Origin of the sequence: Prauserella muralis (assembly GCF_003202285.1) — a bacterium.
GTDB classification, from domain to species: Bacteria; Actinomycetota; Actinomycetes; order Mycobacteriales; family Pseudonocardiaceae; genus Prauserella_B; species Prauserella_B muralis.
The window spans coordinates 1-15,627 of sequence record NZ_MASW01000001.1; the positions used below are offsets into that span (position 1 = coordinate 1).

Annotated in this window: 19 protein-coding genes and 1 tRNA gene; 8 read left to right on the forward strand and 12 right to left on the reverse strand. The window is 72.3% G+C overall.

All coding sequences use genetic code 11. The features are described 5' to 3' along the window. Positions 1-60: 60 nt before the first annotated feature. The 6 genes from BAY60_RS36965 to BAY60_RS00755 all read right to left on the reverse strand — a co-directional run bounded on the left by BAY60_RS36965 (position 61) and on the right by BAY60_RS00755 (position 4,579). Positions 61-315: a hypothetical protein gene (locus tag BAY60_RS36965; protein WP_170160289.1), complete on the reverse strand. Its 255-nt coding sequence runs from the start codon at positions 313-315 to the stop codon at positions 61-63. A 250-nt stretch (positions 316-565) separates the two neighbouring features. After that, a tRNA-Ala gene (locus BAY60_RS00735) sits at positions 566-638 on the reverse strand. Positions 639-693: 55 nt separating this feature from the next. Next, entirely contained in the window at positions 694-1,521 is an 828-nt protein-coding gene (sepX, locus tag BAY60_RS00740) for a divisome protein SepX/GlpR (protein ID WP_112278890.1), read from the reverse strand. A gap of 195 nt (positions 1,522-1,716) precedes the next feature. Further along, positions 1,717-2,397: a GNAT family N-acetyltransferase gene (locus BAY60_RS00745; protein WP_112278891.1), complete on the reverse strand. Its 681-nt coding sequence runs from the start codon at positions 2,395-2,397 to the stop codon at positions 1,717-1,719. 8 nt (positions 2,398-2,405) lie between these two features. Beyond that, entirely contained in the window at positions 2,406-3,677 is a 1,272-nt protein-coding gene (glp, locus tag BAY60_RS00750; RefSeq protein WP_112278892.1) for a molybdotransferase-like divisome protein Glp, read from the reverse strand. Next, the gene (locus BAY60_RS00755) at positions 3,674-4,579 is read right to left on the reverse strand and encodes a UTP--glucose-1-phosphate uridylyltransferase (protein WP_112278893.1); all 906 of its coding nucleotides are present in this window, start codon (positions 4,577-4,579) and stop codon (positions 3,674-3,676) included. The genes glp and BAY60_RS00755 overlap by 4 nt, the downstream gene beginning before the upstream one ends. 24 nt (positions 4,580-4,603) lie before the next feature. Between BAY60_RS00755 and BAY60_RS00760 the strand changes: the two genes are divergently transcribed. The 4 genes from BAY60_RS00760 (at position 4,604) to mscL (ending at position 6,948) form a co-directional block, all read left to right on the forward strand. Further along, on the forward strand, positions 4,604-5,263 hold the full coding sequence (locus tag BAY60_RS00760; protein ID WP_112278894.1) for a 5-formyltetrahydrofolate cyclo-ligase: 660 nt from the start codon (positions 4,604-4,606) through the stop codon (positions 5,261-5,263). Between the two features lie 100 nt (positions 5,264-5,363). Continuing rightward, positions 5,364-5,717, forward strand: coding sequence for an FmdB family zinc ribbon protein (locus BAY60_RS00765; RefSeq protein WP_112278895.1), 354 nt, complete (start codon positions 5,364-5,366; stop codon positions 5,715-5,717). Between the two features lie 136 nt (positions 5,718-5,853). After that, positions 5,854-6,507: an SAF domain-containing protein gene (locus BAY60_RS00770; protein ID WP_112278896.1), complete on the forward strand. Its 654-nt coding sequence runs from the start codon at positions 5,854-5,856 to the stop codon at positions 6,505-6,507. 39 nt (positions 6,508-6,546) lie between these two features. Then, entirely contained in the window at positions 6,547-6,948 is a 402-nt protein-coding gene (gene mscL, locus BAY60_RS00775; protein ID WP_112278897.1) for a large-conductance mechanosensitive channel protein MscL, read from the forward strand. Positions 6,949-6,969: 21 nt separating this feature from the next. On the opposite strand, the gene BAY60_RS00780 is transcribed toward mscL, so the two are convergent. Together BAY60_RS00780 and BAY60_RS00785 are read right to left on the reverse strand one after the other, a co-directional pair. Then, positions 6,970-7,170: a hypothetical protein gene (locus BAY60_RS00780; protein ID WP_112278898.1), complete on the reverse strand. Its 201-nt coding sequence runs from the start codon at positions 7,168-7,170 to the stop codon at positions 6,970-6,972. Between the two features lie 12 nt (positions 7,171-7,182). Next, positions 7,183-7,683: a MogA/MoaB family molybdenum cofactor biosynthesis protein gene (locus BAY60_RS00785; protein WP_112278899.1), complete on the reverse strand. Its 501-nt coding sequence runs from the start codon at positions 7,681-7,683 to the stop codon at positions 7,183-7,185. Between the two features lie 133 nt (positions 7,684-7,816). On the opposite strand from BAY60_RS00785, the gene BAY60_RS00790 reads away from it, so the two are divergent. Next, a complete protein-coding gene (locus BAY60_RS00790) occupies positions 7,817-8,902 on the forward strand; it encodes an NAD-dependent epimerase/dehydratase family protein (protein WP_112278900.1) in 1,086 nt (361 codons plus the stop codon). 15 nt (positions 8,903-8,917) lie between these two features. Here the strand turns inward: BAY60_RS00790 and BAY60_RS00795 are convergent, their stop codons facing one another. Genes BAY60_RS00795 through BAY60_RS00805 form a run of 3 tightly spaced genes read right to left on the reverse strand, consistent with a single transcriptional unit; the run spans position 8,918 to position 12,025 of the window. After that, positions 8,918-9,967: a sensor histidine kinase gene (locus BAY60_RS00795; RefSeq protein WP_112278901.1), complete on the reverse strand. Its 1,050-nt coding sequence runs from the start codon at positions 9,965-9,967 to the stop codon at positions 8,918-8,920. Continuing rightward, entirely contained in the window at positions 9,964-10,668 is a 705-nt protein-coding gene (locus BAY60_RS00800; RefSeq protein ID WP_112278902.1) for a response regulator transcription factor, read from the reverse strand. Before BAY60_RS00800 ends, BAY60_RS00795 begins: the two co-directional genes overlap by 4 nt. Positions 10,669-10,675: 7 nt before the next feature. Continuing rightward, positions 10,676-12,025 carry a hypothetical protein gene (locus BAY60_RS00805; RefSeq protein WP_170160290.1) on the reverse strand — a complete coding sequence of 450 codons (1,350 nt, stop codon included), beginning with the start codon at positions 12,023-12,025 and terminating at the stop codon, positions 10,676-10,678. 157 nt (positions 12,026-12,182) lie between these two features. Here BAY60_RS00805 and BAY60_RS00810 point away from each other — a divergent pair, with 157 nt between their 5' ends. The 3 genes from BAY60_RS00810 to BAY60_RS00820 are packed head-to-tail and all read left to right on the forward strand — an operon-like array spanning position 12,183 to position 14,121. After that, positions 12,183-12,830, forward strand: coding sequence for a glycosyltransferase family 2 protein (locus BAY60_RS00810; RefSeq protein WP_112280623.1), 648 nt, complete (start codon positions 12,183-12,185; stop codon positions 12,828-12,830). Then, positions 12,827-13,507 carry a TIGR04282 family arsenosugar biosynthesis glycosyltransferase gene (locus BAY60_RS00815; protein WP_112278903.1) on the forward strand — a complete coding sequence of 227 codons (681 nt, stop codon included), beginning with the start codon at positions 12,827-12,829 and terminating at the stop codon, positions 13,505-13,507. The genes BAY60_RS00810 and BAY60_RS00815 overlap by 4 nt, the downstream gene beginning before the upstream one ends. Next, positions 13,486-14,121 (forward strand): class I SAM-dependent methyltransferase, encoded by a 636-nt coding sequence (locus tag BAY60_RS00820; RefSeq protein ID WP_245992245.1) that lies wholly within the window; start codon positions 13,486-13,488, stop codon positions 14,119-14,121. Before BAY60_RS00815 ends, BAY60_RS00820 begins: the two co-directional genes overlap by 22 nt. Before the next feature lie 125 nt (positions 14,122-14,246). Here BAY60_RS00820 and BAY60_RS00825 read toward each other — a convergent pair whose 3' ends face one another. Beyond that, the gene (locus BAY60_RS00825) at positions 14,247-15,587 is read right to left on the reverse strand and encodes a S1C family serine protease (RefSeq protein WP_112278904.1); all 1,341 of its coding nucleotides are present in this window, start codon (positions 15,585-15,587) and stop codon (positions 14,247-14,249) included. Positions 15,588-15,627: the final 40 nt, after the last annotated feature.

Sequence of the window (15,627 nt, forward strand, 5' to 3'; positions counted from 1 at the left end):
ACTGACATGCGCGACCAGATCGATGCCGTGCTCGGCGAGCAGGAAAAGTCCGCACGCCTGCTACGCAAGCAGATCACCGCACAACTCAAGGAACTCGACACGAAGGAGGAGAACTTGATCGACCTCGCAGCCGACAGCACGCTGCCGCAGACCAAAGTCAAGGAGAAGCTGCGCGACATCGCCCGCGAGCGCCGCCGGCTGGAGGAGCGCCTGCACACAGCCAACGCCGACCTCACCGACAGCGCCCAGCTCGTCAACGCCGGCCTTGCCCTCCTCGAACAGCCCGACCAGCTGTACCGACGCTGCAACGACCAACAGCGCCGCCTACTCAACCAAGCTATCTTCCACACCCTCTACATCGAGGACGACAAGATCACAGAGGGTGAGCTCCGTGAGCCCTTCGCCGAGCTCCACGCCATCCAAGGTCAGCGGACCGCAGCAACCAGCGCGGAGGGCACAATCAAAAGGACCACCCGCAATGCGGGTGGTCCTTGCTCGCCTTCAGGCGTCGCGGTCCTACTTCGTGGCCTTCATTCAGGCACTTGTTCTAGTAAGACCCCTAGGGTGGAGCTGAGGGGAATCGAACCCCTGACCTTCTCGATGCGAACGAGACGCGCTACCAACTGCGCTACAGCCCCTTGCTGGTTGCTCGATGAGCATAGCAATCATGCCATGCCCATCGAGCGGGGGGTCCTACTCCCCGGCCGCCCTGCGATACGGCAGCTGGCCGGGGTCGTCCAGCTCGTGGAAGGCCGGGTCCTCGTCCTCCAGATCGACCACCACGGCGGACCTGCGGATTCGGGAGGTCGGCACGGGCTTGCGCTCGGCGCCCACGACGCTGCGCGGCGGCGGGGTCTTGACCTCGATGTCCTCCACCGGCTCGGGGCGGCGCGGCGCGCGGCGGGTCTGCGTCGCGCTGTTGAGCCGCGCGAGCCTGCGCTGGCGGATCTCCTCCTCGATCCGCACCTGCCTGCGCAGGTAGCCGAGGTAGCCGATCAGGCAGACGTCGACGAGACCGTGCGCCCACCACACCACGGGCAGCACGAACCCGGCGACGACGGCGGTCACCACGACGACCAGCAACAGACCGAGCACGACCCGCTGCCGGAAGGCGTACTTGGCGCGCGCGGCGATCTCCGCGGCCTCGGGGTCGAACCCACCGCGGCCAGGCCGGTACGGGCGGGCGGGGCCCTCCTCGGCGACCGGCTCGCGCCCGGGCTCGGGGTGGCGCTCCGGCTCCGGCTCCGGCTCCGGCTCGTCGAACTCGTCGTCGAGGTCCTCGTCGTAGTCGGAGTCGATCAGGTCCTCGTCCTCGTCGGGCAGCTCGTCGGCTGGCATCGTGTCTCGGGACACGGCGAACTCCTTCCGCCTCTCGCTGCGCGCACTCCCGCTCCGCACGACCCGGGCGGCCAGGGCCGAATCGGTGGTCTGCGTTACTTCCTGGCGCTTACGCGCGATCATGGGAACGAGGACGACAAGCCAGGCCGCGGCGAGCGCCACGATGATCAACGAGCTGGGCATCTCCCGTCACCTCCCCCGACTACTGCTCTCCGTCGTCGTGGAACCGCGCGGCCGAGGTCGTCTCAGGTGGCCGCCCCACTCCCGTTCTCACTCTGACTGTCGTCACGCTAGTCACAGGAGTAACAGAAAACCCGGAGGCTCGCCGGGTGGATCCGCGAAAACGTTCACTAAATCAGGGGAAAAACTCACGCGGTGTTAACGCGGATTCGGGCGGTGGGCCAGCCCCTCCGCGACGAGTTTCTCGGCCAGACCTGCGCCGGTTTCCTCTGCTGTGATGGCGAAACTGAGGTGGTCACGCCAGTCCCCGGCGACGTCGAGATAACGCAGGAACAACCCTTCCTGCCGGTATCCGGCCTTTCTGAGCACACGCAGGCTCGCACCATTCTCCGGGCGGACGGTCGCCTCCAGCCGGTGCAGACCGGCGGCCGCGAAGGCGTGGTCGGTCACCAGCGCCACCGCCGCCGTCGCGACGCCTCCCCCGGCCAGCTCGGACGACACCCAGTAACCCACCCAGGCCGAGCGCAGCGAGGCCCGGATGACGTTGCCGATGGTGATCTGCCCGGCGAACGCCCCGTCCACGGTGATCACGAACGGCAGGCACTGCCCGCGCCGGGCCAGCGCACGCAACGAGGCCCACTGGGCAGGCCACGACCACTGCGCGTTGCGCTCGGCCCACGGTCCGGGCGCGGTTGGTTCCCACTTCTCGAGGTACTCGCGGTCGCGCAGCCGGATCCGGCTCCACTCGCCGCCGTCGCGCAGGCGGACGGCGCGGAGCGCGACGGTCCCGGCTCGGACCACGAGCGGACCGAGCTTCGCCGGCCAGCCGGGATGACGGGGCTCGGCACCGTACGCCGCGCCGTACACCTGCGAGGCCATCGCGACCGCTACGCGCGCTGAGCCAGGAACGTCACCTTGACCTGCTCTCCCGCCGCGACCTCGACAAGGTCCTCGTCCACGTTGATCAGGCAGTTCGCCTCGGCAAGAGAGGCGAGCAGATGTGCGCCCGACGTGCCCAGCGGCTGCACGAGGTACTCGCCGTTGCTCTCGTCGCGCAGCAACTGCCCCCGCAGGAACCCGCGGCGGCCCTTGGTCGAGGTGATCGGGGACAGCAGGCGGGCTTCGACGATCCGTCGGTGCGGGTTGCGGGTGCCCCTCGCCGCCCTGATCAGCGGCCGGATCAGCACCTCGAACACCACGAGGGCGCTCATGGGATTCGCCGGGATCAGAAACGTCGGCACCGAATCCGGGCCGAGCCTGCCGAAGCCCTGCACCGAACCGGGATGCATCGCGACGCGGGCGAGGTCGATCTCGCCGAGGTCGGCCAGCGCGGCGTGCACCTCGTCGCCGACGCTGCCGCCCGCGCCACCGGCCACCACGACGACCTCGGACATCAGCAGCCTGCCCTCGACGGTCTCCCGCAGACGCTTGGGATCCAGCGGCACGATGCCGACCCTGCTGACCTCGGCGCCCGCGTCGCGGGCCGCGGCGGCCAGCGCATAGGAGTTGACGTCGTAGACCTGGCCGACCGACGGCGTGCGGTCGACGTCCACCAGCTCGTCGCCGACGGAGATGATGGACACCCTCGGACGCGGGTAGACCAGCACCTTCGACCTGCCGACCGCAGCCAGGAGGCCGACCTGTGCGGCGCCGATCGTGTCGCCGGTGCGCACGGCGACGTCGCCGATCTGGACGTCCTCGCCGGTACGGCGCACGTATCCGGCCGAGGGCACCGCGCGATGCACGGTGACCTTGGCCTGGTGCCCGTCGGTGAAGGCCGTGGGCACCACGGCGTCGGCGAGCGTCGGCAGCGGCGCGCCGGTCGCCACCCGCACCGCCTGGCCGGGCTGCAGCCTGCGCGGCTGCCGGGACCCCGCCGGGATCTCCCCGACGACCGGCAGCTGCACCGGCTCCTGCCCCGCCGTGCGGACATCGACGCTGCGGACCGCGTAGCCGTCCACCGCGGCCTGGTCGAAGCCCGGCAGGGCGTGTTCGGCGACGACCTCCTCCGCGCAGAGCAGCCCCTGCGCCTCGGAGATCGCCACCCGCACCGGGCGCGGCCTGACCGCGGCATCCAGCGTGAGGGCGACCTGCGCCTCGACCGACCGGAAGTCGGTCGCCTCCGGGGCCTCGGCGGTGGTCGGATCGCGCTCGGTCATGAGTCGGAGTTCTCGATTCGTTCGGTCAACCAGTCGCGCAGCGCCGGGCCGTAGTCCGGGTCACTCAGCGCGAAGTCCACGGCCGCCCGCAGGAACCCGCCCGGGTTGCCGAGGTCGTGCCTGCCGCCGCGGTGGACGACGATGTGCACCGGGTGCCCTTCCTGGATCAGCAGGGCCACGGCGTCGGTGAGCTGCAGTTCCCCGCCCGAGCCCGGTGTGATCCTGCCGAGCGCGTCGAAGACCGCCCGGTCGAGCAGGTACCGGCCCGCCGCCGCGAACGTCGAGGGCGCTTCTTCGGGCGCCGGCTTTTCGACCATGCCGTGCACCCGCTTGACGTCCTCGTCATCGGTGCCGGACACGTCGAACACGCCGTAGGGCGAGATCTGCTCCTTCGGGATGTCGAACGCGCACAGCACGCTGCCGCCGTGGCGGGCCCGGACGGCGGCCATCCGCTTGAGCACGCCGGTGGGCAGCACGAGGTCGTCGGGCAGCAGCACGGCGACCGCGGTGTCCTCGTCGGTCAGGTTCGGCTCCGCCTGCGCGACGGCGTGGCCGAGCCCGAGCGCCTGCTCCTGGATGGCGACCTCGACGTCCAGCAGGCCGGGGCCGCGGCGGACCTTCTCCACCAGCGCGCTCTTGCCCTTGCGCTCGAGCGTGTCCTCCAGCTCCGGCTGCCGCTGGAAGTAGTCGACGACCGACTTCTTCTCCGGCGACGTGACGATCACCATGCGCTTGGCGCCGGCCTCGGCAGCCTCGGCCGCGACCAGCTCGATGCCCGGCGTGTCCACCACCGGCAGCAGTTCCTTCGGCACGGCCTTCGTGGTCGGCAGGAATCTGGTGCCGAGGCCGGCGGCCGGAACGATGGCGGTTCGGAACGTCTCGTCACTCGTAGCGCCCGTCATGGCCGCAAAGCCTAGCCTGGTCCGATGGGTGAGACAGGCAATGACAGACCACCGGAGGGCTCGGACACACCCGGGGGTGCCACCGACCAGCTCGACAAGAGGCAATGGCGGGCTCGGCTGACGGCGGGCAGGAGCGCGATCACCGCCCAGCAGCAGGTGGTCGAGGCCCGCGCACTGGCCGACACCGCGGCCGGACTGGTGACGGAACGTGCCGGACTCACCGTGTGCTGTTACGTGCCGTTCGGGCCGGAACCCGGCTCGATCGCCCTGCTCGACGTGCTCCGTTCCGGGGGCGCGCGGGTGTTGCTTCCGGTGATTCCGGACACGCCGGGCCCGCTGGACTGGGCCGAGTACACGGGCACCTCCTCTCTCGTCGCGGGCCCCTACCGGGGCGTGCTGGAGCCCTCCGGACCCCGGCTCGGGCCGGCCGGGGTGGCCGAGGCTGGGCTCGTTCTCGTACCCGCGCTCGGTGTCGACCGGCGCGGCGTGCGGCTCGGCCGTGGCGGCGGCTACTACGACCGGTCGCTGGTACTGGCGTCGCCGGGCACGGAGCTGATGGCCGCGGTACGCGACGACGAGCTGGTGGAACGACTGCCCGCCGACCCCCACGACGTGCGGATGACGGCCGCCCTCACCCCCGGGTACGGCGTGGTCCGCCTGGCCGGCGACGGCGCCACCGCCTGATCAGATGTGAGATCCACCTCGATTGCGCGAAGGGAATGTCATCCCGCAAAATTGGGTTAGCACTCTTAGGAGTCGAGTGCCAACGCCTGAAGGAGCCCCTGTGCCGACCTACCAGTACGCCTGCAAGGAGTGCGACCACCAGTTCGAGGTGGTCCAGTCTTTCTCTGACCCGAGCTTGACCGAGTGCCCCGAATGCCACGGCCGGCTCCGCAAGCTGTTCGGATCCGTCGGCGTCATCTTCAAGGGCAGCGGCTTCTACCGCACCGACTCGCGCTCCGACAAGAAGTCGTCGAGCTCCTCCGCCAGCTCGAACGGCTCCGCCAAGAGCGAGGACAGCTCGGCGAAGTCGGACTCGTCGTCCAGCACCACCTCCAGTTCCTCCGGGTCCTCCGACTCCGGTTCGTCGTCGACCTCCTCCACGTCTAGCACCACCGCGAGCGCGGCGGCGTCCTGATCCCGGAGTTGTCCACAGGCCCCCGGTTGTCCACAGGTCTGCGGTTCGTCGCTTTCCCGGCTCACATCGGCACTCCTAGCGTCGGCTGAGCGAGGAGCGGACAGTCCGCCCTCGCTCAGCCGACGAGGGGGAAGCGATGAACGACTCGCCGCGCCGACACCGTGGGCAACACCGTTTCCTGCCACTGCGCCGCGGCCATCCGGCCACGCTCGCACGCAGGGCGCTCGCTGTCGTCCTATTACTGGCCGCGGCCGTGCTCGCGGCCCATCCCGCTGCAGCTGGCGGCGAACCCCGTGCTCCGGCGCTCGCCGCCACGCGAGATCTGCCGCTCGGCGCCACGCTGACCCGGTCCGACGTCAAGATCATCCAGGTGCCGCGGTCGCTGCGCCCGGCAGGCGCGCTGACCGATCCCACCGCGGTCGAGGGCCGCACACTCGCCGGCCTCGCCCGTACGGGTGAACTCCTGTCCGATGCCCGGCTGCTCGGCCCACGGTCGGCGCCACCGGGTACCACGACCGTGCCGGTCCGGCTCGCCGATCCCGGCGTCGCACGCCTGCTGCACGCTGGCACCGAGGTCCATGTGGTCACGCTCGATGCCGCCGAGCAGGGCGATCAGGTGCTGGGCGGCGCCGCCACCGTGCTCACGGTGGTGGACGGCGCGCCAGCCGCGAGGGCCGGCCCCGCGTCCGGGGACGAGGGCCCGCTCGTGCTCCTGGCCGTGCCCGCCGACGATGCCGCCACGCTGGCGGCGGTTTCACTCGCGCAACCTCTGACCGTTACCCTCCGCTAGCGCCGGGGCTGCCGGTGTCCTTTGTGGAGAGGAGTGCGTGTGCTGAAGGGCTTCAAGGACTTCCTGATGCGGGGCAACGTCGTGGAGCTCGCGGTGGCCGTGGTGATCGGCACCGCGTTCACGGCGATCGTCACGGCGTTCACGGAAGGGTTGATCCAGCCGTTGATCAACGCGATCGGCGGTTCGGACGCGGCCAACGGGCTCGGCTTCAACCTGCTGAGCGGCAACGACTCGACGTTCCTCGACTTCGGCAACGTCATCAACGCGGCGATCAACTTCGTCATCATCGCCGCGGTCGTGTACTTCGCCTTCGTGCTGCCGTTGCAGAAGCTGCAGGATCGTCGCAAGCGCGGCGAGGAGCCGGGTCCCGCGGAGCCGACGGACGTCGAACTGCTCACCGAGATCAGGGACCTGCTGCGCGAACAGCGCGTCCGGGACTGAGCGTGCCGGGGGTTCGCCCGTTCAGCCGCCGTGGTGGGGCGGGCGGTTCTCCAGGTACCAGTCGTCGGTGGCCCGCCGGTCCGGAGCGGGCCCGCGCTCGTCCGACGTGGTGTCGGGCAGCACGTCGCCGAAGACGTCGTCGAGGCTGGTCCTGTCCGGACGGCGGGAGGGCCGCGCGGGCTCGTCGTCGCGCCCGCGTTGGTCCCTCCGGTCGCTGGTCATCCGGCGCGGTCCTCAGCTCTCGTCGAGGCCGGACAGCTCGTCGATGACGTGCGGCACGAGTGAGGAGAGGGTGGCCATGCCGTCGCGGACCGCGGCCCGCGAGCCCGCCAGGTTGACCACAAGGGTGCTGCCGGAGACGCCGACGAGCCCGCGCGAGATGCCCGCGTCGACGGCGCCCGCGGCAAGGCCCGAGGAACGGATGGCCTCGCCGATGCCGGGGATGGGCCGGTCGAGCACGCCCGCCGTGGCGTCCGGGGTGACGTCCCTGGGCGAGACGCCGGTGGCCCCGACGGTGATGACCAGGTCCACCCCGCCGATGACGGCCGTGTTGAGCGCGTTGCGGATCTCCACCGTGTCCGCGCGAACCACCACCGTGCCGTCGACGATGAAGCCGTTCTCCTCCAGGAGCTCGGTCACGAGCGGACCCGCGGTGTCCTCGTTCTCACCCTGGGCCGCACGGTCGTCGACGATCACCACGAGAGCGCGGCCGAGCCGCTGTGCACTCCGTTCCATGAGCAACACCGTAGTGGAGCCGTCACGCAGGATCGCGGCGGCACAGGGGAGGTGAGACGACAGATGTGACCGAACGCTTACGGCCGCTCCCGCCGGGCTGCGGGTCCGGCTGACCGGGCCTAACGTCGGCTCCGTGCGCGTTCTCGTCACCGGCGGAGCCGGGTTCATCGGATCCCACGTCGCCGACCTGCTCGCCGAGTCCGGCTGCGAGCCCATCATCCTCGACGGGCTGGTGCCCACGGCCCACGGAGACGGCGCAGCGCCCGGTTACACCGGCGCCCACAGGTTCGTCCACGGAGAGGTCACCGACGGCGCGCTGCTGCGGGAGCTGCTCACCGGGGTCGACGCCGTCTGCCATCAGGCGGCGGTCGTGGGGCACGGCGTGGATCCGGGCGACGCGCCGTCCTACGCCTGGCACAACGACTACGGCACAGCCGTGCTGCTCGCGGCGATGTTCGAGGCGGGCGTGCGCAAGCTCGTGCTGGCGTCGTCGATGGTGGTGTACGGCGAGGGCAGGTACGCGTGTGCACGGCACGGCATCGTGCCGCCCGCGGCCCGGCGGCGATCCGATGTGGACGCCGGGCGCTTCGATCCCGGATGCCCGGAGTGCGGCCGGCCGCTCGGCTGGGAGCTGGTGCCCGAGGACGCGCCACTGCGGCCTCGCAGCACCTACGCGGCCACCAAGCTCGCCCAGGAACACCTGGCGGCGGCGTGGGTCAGGCAGACCGGCGGCACGGTGTGGGCACTGCGCTACCACAACGTGTACGGACCGCGAATGCCGCAGAACACCCCGTACGCGGGTGTGGCCTCGCTGTTCCGCTCGGCGCTGCGCCGCGGGGAGGCGCCGACCGTGCTGGAGGACGGCAGGCAGCTGCGCGACTTCGTGCACGTCGGTGACGTGGCGCGGGCGAACCTGCTGGCGCTGCGTGCCGAAGGTACGCCGGGTGAGCCGACGCCGGTGAACGTGTGCTCCGGCGAACCGCGCACCGTGGGCGACCTCGCCACCGCGCTTGCCGAGGCCTGCGGTGGTCCAGCGCCACGGGTGGTGGGCGGTGCGCGCCCGGCCGACGTACGGCACGTGGTGGCCGACCCCGCCCGGGCGTCGACCCTGCTCGGGTTCACGGCCCGGACCGGGTTCGCCGAGGGCATCGCGGAGTTCGCCACGGCGGCGCTGCGGGAGCCGGTCACCTCGGCCCGGGCGCGTCCGGTCACGGCCTGAGCAGGCCCGGCCCCGTCAGGGCACGGCCAGCGGCAGGCGCACCTCGAACCGGCAGCCCCGGCCGTGGTTGTGCACCCCGATGCGGCCGCGGTGGGCCTCGACGAGACCCTTCACGATGGCCAGGCCCAGCCCGCCGCCTGCTGACGTCCCCGCGGGCTCGGGGGTGCGCGCCTGCGTGCCACGGTAGGCGACGTCGAACACGCGCCCGATCTCGTCCTCGGGGATGCCGCCGCAGCCGTCGTCCACGGCGAGCAGCGCCTCGCGGCCGTCCACACCGATCTGCACGGCGACCGTGCCGTCGGGCGGGGTGTGCCGGATGGCGTTGGAGATGAGGTTGCGCACGATCCGCGTCAGCTCCGGGTCGCTCCCGGCGACGACGGGCCATTCGCTGGCGTCCGCGCGCACCGTCACGCGCTTGCGCTCGGCGACCGGGGTCTGCGCGGCCAGCGCGTCGCTCACGACCTCGCGCAGCGGCACCGCCGTCAGGTTCAGCCGCAGCGCGCCGGCCGTGATCCGGGACAGCTCGAACAGGTCGTCCACCATGACCGACAGCCGCGTGGCCTCGGCGTTGATGCGCTGCGCGTAGCCTGCGACCTCGTCCGGCTCGGCGACCACACCGTCGGCAAGGGCCTCCGCCATCGCCCGGATGCCCGAGAGCGGGCTCCGCAGGTCGTGACTGATCCACGCCACGAGTTCCCTGCGCGACGCCTCGGCAGCGCGTTCCCGCTCGCGCGCCTCCCGCTCCCACACGCTGCGCCGGGCGATCACCCGGCCGAGCACGATCGCGGCGGGCACCGTCACGAGCGCGACCAGCACGCACACCAGCAGCATCGTGGTGAGCGCCGTGTCGAACATGAACCCGCTGACCCCGAGCACGCCGGTGAGCGTCGCCAGCAGCGGCACGAGCACCAGCACGGTGAGCGTGCTGGCCAGCGAGCCCTTCCGCAGCCAGTAGAGGACGAGGCCGCCTGCCACGGCGACCGGCATGGCGAACAGGAGCGCGACCGGCAGGATGTGCCAGGCGTGCTCCAGCATCGCCGCGAAGGATTCGTCGGGCTCGATCATGACGCCACGACCGGGTTGTAGCGGTAGCCGACGCCCCACACCGTCGTGACGCGCTCCGGGTTGGCCGGATCGCGTTCGATCTTCTCCCGCAGCCGCCGCACATGGACGGTCACCGTGGACTGGTCGCCGAAGTCCCAGCCCCACACCCGTTCCAGCAGGTCGGTCCTGGAATACGCCGTGCCGGGGTGGGCGAGGAAGAAGGCCAGCAGGTCGAACTCGCGGGCGGTCAGCGCCAGCTCCGCCCCGCGCAACGTCGCGCTCCTGGCGGCCGGGTCCAGCCGCAGCTCACCGTCGGTGAGGGCCGCGCCCGGCGGCTCCAGCGCGGTCATCCGGGCGCGGCGCAGCACCGAGGCCACCCGCAGCGCCAGCTCCCTCGGGCTGAACGGCTTGGTCACGTAGTCGTCGGCGCCGAGCTGCAGGCCCGCGATCCGGTTCTCCTCCTCGCCGAGCGCGGTCAGCATCACCACCGGCACCTCGCTGCTCTGCCGCAGCGTGCGGCACACGTCGAGCCCGCTCATGCCGGGCATCATCACGTCGAGCACCACGAGGTCCGGCCGCCGCGCGGCGAACCGCTCCAGCGCCTCGGCGCCGTCTCCGGCCAGCTCCACCGTGAAGCCCGAGACCTCCAGATACCGCCGCACCACGTCGCGCACCGTCTCGTCGTCGTCGACGACGAGCACGAGGCCACCCTGCTCGGTCATCACGCCCTCACCAGATCGTCAGCACCAGATGGTTCACCAGCAGCGCGGTCGCCGCCTGTCCCGCGAGCCACCACCGGCGCGACGCGGGTGGCAGCAGTGCCGTGGCGGGCAGCAGCCACACCGCGAACGGTAGCCAGATTCGCTCCACCTCGGCCTTGGAAAGCCCGGAAAGGTCGGCGGCCGCGATCGCGAGCAGCGCGGCACCAGCCAGAGCGACGACCGGTGTCCACCCGCGGAGCCTGCGCACACCCGCCACCACGGCAGGCCCGGCCGCGATGGCGACCGCCGCGATGTTGGCCCAGACCCAGTACGCGTACGGCCTGCGCGAGGCGATGCCCTCGTAGTACCGCTCGACGACCAGGTGGTAGCCGTCGAGCCACCAGAACCCGGACAGCGCGAACGTCGCCACCACCGCGGCCGCCCCGGCCGCGGCCCAGACCAGCGCCTTCACGCTGCGGCCCGCCACGACCACCCCGAGCGCGACGGCACCGAGCAGCAGCAGCCCGTAGGAGAGAAACAGACCGAAGCCGAGGATGATCCCCGCCCCGAGTGCCGCGGGAACCGCCGCCCGGTGGCCCTGCCCGAACCAGCGCACAGCGCAGGCGAGCAGGGCGATGCCACACGCGGTGATGCCGGCGAACATGCCGTCGGCCGACACCGCCATCCACACGGCACCGGGGAAGAGCACCACGAACGGCCAGCAGGCCCTGGCGGCCTCGGTGCGGCCCAGCGCGGCCAGCGTCCCGGGTACGGCGACCGCCACGAGCGCGCCCACGGCCACGCAGAACACCGCCGCCCACGTGCCCCCCGAGAGCCCGAGCCGGTCGAGCCACACGAACACGAGCGTGGCACCCGGCGGGTGCCCGGCGACGTGCGTCGTCCAGTGCCCTGGCGTGCTGGTGAGGATGCGGCTGGAGAACTGTTCCAGCATCGCCGGGATGTCGGTGATGCGCGGCACCTCGTGGAGGTACTCGTGCGGGGTCGCCATCCGCTTGGCGAACCCGCGGGTCCATCCATCGATCAGCGCCAGGGCGAACATCCAGGCGAGCGCGCCGAGGTAACCGGCGGCGAGCAGCCGCCCGAACCCGAGCCGCTGCGCCAGCGTGGGACCCCACAGCACGACAGCGGCGGCGACGAGGACGGCGGGAACCGTGCCCGGGCCGTAGTGCTCGACCCAGCCGCCGTACAACGGCGCCGCCTTCGCCCACAGGACCACGCCGGAACCGGGGCGGTTGAGCACGTGCCCGACCACGATCGCCGCGGCCACCAGCAGCGCCACCAGCCCGACGGCGAGCAGATCACCGCGCGGGCGCAGCGTTCTGCGGGCAGGGGACGGTGCCGTGGAGGTGTCGACCACCGCCGCACGATAGCCCGGCACAGCCGGGACCGCAGCCGGGTAGAGCAGACCGTCAGAACTCGGTAAGGTCTGCCGCGCTCGTCAGAATTTCGTAAGCGTCGCGGGGTTTCCGACTGTCCACCGTGGACCTAGCCTGGATCGGGTGAGGGCTGATCCGATCGACGTCATCCTGCCCTGTCTCGACGAGGCGGCCGCCCTGCCGTGCGTGCTGAGGGCACTGCCACCCGGTTTCCGGGCGATCGTGGTGGACAACGGCTCCACCGACGGTTCCCCGGAGGTGGCCGCGGAACTGGGCGCGACGGTGCTCACCGAGCCACACCGCGGGTATGGCGCCGCTGTCCACACCGGGCTCGAAGCGGCCGCCACGGACGTGGTGTGTTTCCTCGACGCGGATGGCTCGCTCGACCCGGCGCAGCTGCCCCGGCTGGCCGAGCCGGTCCGCGCGGGCGAGGCGGAGCTGGCAGCGGGCAGGCGGAGGCCGACGGCCCGCGGGGTGTGGCCGTGGCACGCCAGGGCGGGCAACGTGCTGCTCTCGGCGCTGCTGCGCGGTCGTGGACTCGGCGTGCACGACATCGCGCCCATGCGGGCCGTGCGCCGCGACGCCCTGCTGGAGCTGGGCGTCGCCGACCGTGGTTTCGGCTACCCGCTCGAACTGCTCGTGCGGGCGGCCGACGCGGGCTGGCGCGTGCGGGAATTCGAGGTCGCCTACGGTCCGCGCGCCGACGGGACCGTATCCAAGGTGTCCGGGTCCCTGCGCGGCACGGCCCGCGCGGCCAGGGACATGGCCCGGGTCTGGCGCGCATGAGCGCCCGCTACGCCGTGCTCGTGGTCGCGAAGGCGCCGGTGCCCGGGGAGGCGAAGACGCGCCTGTGCCCGCCCGTGACACCGCGGCAGGCCGCCGACCTGGCCGCCGCGTCGCTGCTGGACACGCTGGATGCGGTGCTCGCGCTGCCGGACGCCGCCCCGGTGATCGCGCTGGCCGGCGCGCTGGACTCCGCGGCGCGGCGCGACGAGGTGGGACGGGCGCTGGCGCGGTGCACCGTGCTGCCACAGCGGGGCGAGGGCTTCGGAGCCAGGCTCGCGCACGCGCACGCCGACACGGCGGCCGCCCTGCCGGGCCTGCCTGTGGTGCAGATCGGGATGGACACCCCGCAGGTCACCGGCCGGCTTCTCGCGAGCGTCGCCCACGAGCTGGTCAGCGCCGACGGCGTGCTCGGCCCCGCGGCCGACGGCGGCTGGTGGGCGCTGGGCCTGCGTGACCCGGCGCGGGCCTCGGTGCTGGATCGGGTGCCCATGTCGCGGCGGGACACCGCCGCACGCACCCGCGCGGCGCTGGAGGGCTCCGGGCTGCGGCTGAGCGAGGCGCCACGACTGCGTGACGTCGACACGATCGCCGACGCCGAGCTCGTGGCCGCCGCCGCGCCGGACGGCCGGTTCGCCGCGGCCCTGCGGGCGGTGTCGTGGCAGGCCGTGACCCGGTGAGCGGCGAGTTCGACGCGGGACTGCTCGGCGTGCGGTGCTGGCTCGAGCTGCCGGGCGGGGAGCGGATCGAACTGCCCGTCCAACGCTGGCGGCGCGACCCCGGCAGCGGCGACGAGATGCTGCTCGACCGGTGCACGGGCCCGACGCTCGATGTCGGGTGCGGCCCCGGGCGGCTGACGACCGCTCTCGGCGAGCGGGGCGTGGCCGCGCTGGGCATCGACAGCTCCCCGACCGCGGTGCGGCTGGCCGTGCGGCGGGGCGCGGTGGCACTGCGCCGCGACGTGTTCGGCCACGTGCCGGGCCAGGGCCGGTGGCGGCACCTGCTGCTGGCCGACGGCAACATCGGCATCGGCGGCGAGCCGGCACGCCTGCTGCGCCGCGCCGCGGAGCTGCTGGCCGCGGGGGGCACGGCAGTCGTGGAGCTGGAGCCGCCGGGGCGGGGCCTGCGCACGGAACGTGTGCGGGTGGGCAGCAGCGGCGGCGGAAGCGGCTGGTTCCGCTGGGCCTGGCTGGGGGCCGACGCGGTCGACGAGACCGCCGGCCGGGCGGGGCTCACGGTGCGCTGGTCGGCGCCGCACGGCCGCCGCTGGTTCGCCGAACTCACCCACGCGTGAACGGCGCGAGGCGAAAAAGGCCACGCGCAACCGGTGGGACACGGTTGCGCGTGGCCGGTGTCACCGGGTCTCCCCGGCTCGAGCTGGTCTCGGCCGCGTCCCGCGGCCGAGCGTCTGCGGTGTCGCTAGTTGCTGGGCACCGGCTGGCCGCCGAGGGTGACCTCGATGGTCTTGCCGCCCTGCAGGGTGAAGGTCACCTTTTCGCCGGGGGCCCTGGTGCGGACCGCGGCGACGAGCGTGTTGGCGTCGTCGATGACCCGGTCGTCCATCTTGGTGATGACGTCGCCGGCCTTCAGTCCGGCCTTCTCCGCGGGGCTGCCGGGCTGGACCTCGCCGATGGCCGCACCGCCGGAGGGGCTGTCGCCCACGGTGGCGCCGATGTAGGTCTGCGTGGCGTGGCCCGACTTGATGATGTCGTCGGCGGTCCTGCGGGCCTGGTCGATCGGGATGGCGAAACCGATGCCGACGTTGCCTGCCTCCGACTGGCCGAGTCCCGAGGACGAGCCGGGGCTGTAGATCACCGAGTTGATGCCGATGACCTGCCCGGCCATGTTGGCCAGCGGGCCGCCCGAATTGCCGGGGTTGATCGCGGCGTCGGTCTGGATGGCGTCCATCACCGTGGTCTGGTCGCCCTGGCCGCCCGCGGTGACGGGCCGGTGCAGCGAGCTGACGATGCCGGCGGTGACGGTGCCGGCCAGTTCGAACGGCGAACCCACGGCGACCACCTGCTCACCGACCTGCAGGTCGTCGGAGCGACCCAGCTCCACGGTGGGCAGGTCGCGCACGTCCTGGGCCTGCACGACGGCGATGTCGGTGGTGGGGTCGCGGCCGATCACCTTGGCCTCGGCCTTGTCCCCGTTCTGGAACACCACGGTGATGTTGCCGCCCTGCGCGGCACTCTCGATGACGTGGTTGTTCGTCAGGATGTAGCCGTCGCTGCTGATGATGAAGCCGGACCCTTCCGAGCCGCCGCCCGCGCCCTGAACCTGCAGCTGCACCACGCTCGGGGTGAGCTTCTGGGCGACCGACTGGACGCTGCCCTCGGGAGCGTTGTTGGTCTGTTTGGCCGGTGCGGTGGTGTCGAGCGCGTTGACGGTGTTGCCTCCGCCGGAGGTGTTCTCGGCGGCGAGGTACCCGCCTGCGACACCGGCGCCGCCGCCGACCAGCAGCGCGAGGAGCGCGACCCCGGCGACCAGCTTGGCCGGTCCGCCGCGCTGCTTGTCCTGTCTCGCGGCCTCGGTCTGCACCGGGTACATGGCTGTGGGATAGCCGGCCTGGCCCTGCTGGTACGGGTAGCCGGAGTACGCGTAGCCCGTCTGACCGCCCTGAGGGGTCTGGCCCGGCTGGGTCGCCTGGCCCTGCGCCGACCACGGGCTCGGCTCCTGTGCCGGCCAGCCGCCCTGCTCCGGGGTTCCGGAGGGCGGGGTTCCGGGCTTGTCCGCAGCGTTGGGGTCGTTCTCGGTCATGACCTCATCATGCGACACCCGCCTGAGAACAGCCTGAACC

What these genes read in the sequence shown, in the direction of transcription:
- sepX (WP_112278890.1), bottom strand. Translation starts at nt 1,521, where the DNA reads ATGCCCAGCTCGTTGATCATCGTGGCGCTCGCCGCGGCCTGGCTTGTC.
- BAY60_RS00745 (WP_112278891.1), bottom strand. Translation starts at nt 2,397, where the DNA reads ATGGCCTCGCAGGTGTACGGCGCGGCGTACGGTGCCGAGCCCCGTCAT.
- glp (WP_112278892.1), bottom strand. Translation starts at nt 3,677, where the DNA reads ATGACCGAGCGCGATCCGACCACCGCCGAGGCCCCGGAGGCGACCGAC.
- BAY60_RS00755 (WP_112278893.1), bottom strand. Translation starts at nt 4,579, where the DNA reads ATGACGGGCGCTACGAGTGACGAGACGTTCCGAACCGCCATCGTTCCG.
- BAY60_RS00760 (WP_112278894.1), top strand. Translation starts at nt 4,604, where the DNA reads ATGGGTGAGACAGGCAATGACAGACCACCGGAGGGCTCGGACACACCC.
- BAY60_RS00770 (WP_112278896.1), top strand. Translation starts at nt 5,854, where the DNA reads ATGAACGACTCGCCGCGCCGACACCGTGGGCAACACCGTTTCCTGCCA.
- BAY60_RS00780 (WP_112278898.1), bottom strand. Translation starts at nt 7,170, where the DNA reads ATGACCAGCGACCGGAGGGACCAACGCGGGCGCGACGACGAGCCCGCG.
- BAY60_RS00785 (WP_112278899.1), bottom strand. Translation starts at nt 7,683, where the DNA reads ATGGAACGGAGTGCACAGCGGCTCGGCCGCGCTCTCGTGGTGATCGTC.
- BAY60_RS00795 (WP_112278901.1), bottom strand. Translation starts at nt 9,967, where the DNA reads ATGATCGAGCCCGACGAATCCTTCGCGGCGATGCTGGAGCACGCCTGG.
- BAY60_RS00800 (WP_112278902.1), bottom strand. Translation starts at nt 10,668, where the DNA reads ATGACCGAGCAGGGTGGCCTCGTGCTCGTCGTCGACGACGACGAGACG.
- BAY60_RS00815 (WP_112278903.1), top strand. Translation starts at nt 12,827, where the DNA reads ATGAGCGCCCGCTACGCCGTGCTCGTGGTCGCGAAGGCGCCGGTGCCC.
- BAY60_RS00825 (WP_112278904.1), bottom strand. Translation starts at nt 15,587, where the DNA reads ATGACCGAGAACGACCCCAACGCTGCGGACAAGCCCGGAACCCCGCCC.